At 47.6% G+C, this 540-nt stretch carries 1 protein-coding gene; it reads right to left on the reverse strand.

Annotation, left to right across the window (positions count from 1 at the left end):
- A partial coding sequence (locus A3762_RS21740) for an NAD-dependent epimerase/dehydratase family protein (protein ID WP_156493658.1) occupies positions 1-540 on the reverse strand: 540 nt, incomplete at both ends.

A 540-nucleotide genomic window follows, 5' to 3' on the forward strand; every position in this document is an offset into this window, starting at 1 on the left:
ATTCTACGATTAGTTGTAACGAGGTTCCGTAGTCACTCTCCAGTGCAGGCCCTAATACAAAAGCAGGTAAGACAGTTGATAGCTGAATATCGGTATCTTTTACGTAGTCCCACGCGGCTTTTTCAGCTAAGGCTTTACTCTTGTAATAGGCCACATCGGTCGCTTCTACATTGGTCCAATCTGCCTCAGAGAAAGTACGATGCTTTTCCTTATGCCCAAACATCACCGCAGCAATCGATGAGGTCAACACAACGCGTTTAATACCGGAATTGTTTGCCGCTTTTAAAGCATTTAAAGCGCCATCTACAGCGGGACGAATGACTTCTTCATGATTCTTCGGCTGTTGCAGCGGAACTGGCGACGCGAGGTGAAACAAACCATCACAGCCTTGCGCAGCCTCTGTCCATCCGTCTTCACTAAGAAGATCTGCTTGCGCAAATTCAATGCTATCGGCCTTGTCTGTGTACTTCGCAAACATGGCTCGAAGTGCTGGAACTTTATCGGGATTACGCACAGTGCCGCGCACTTGGTAACCATGTT

Source organism: Oleiphilus sp. HI0125 (assembly GCF_001635355.1).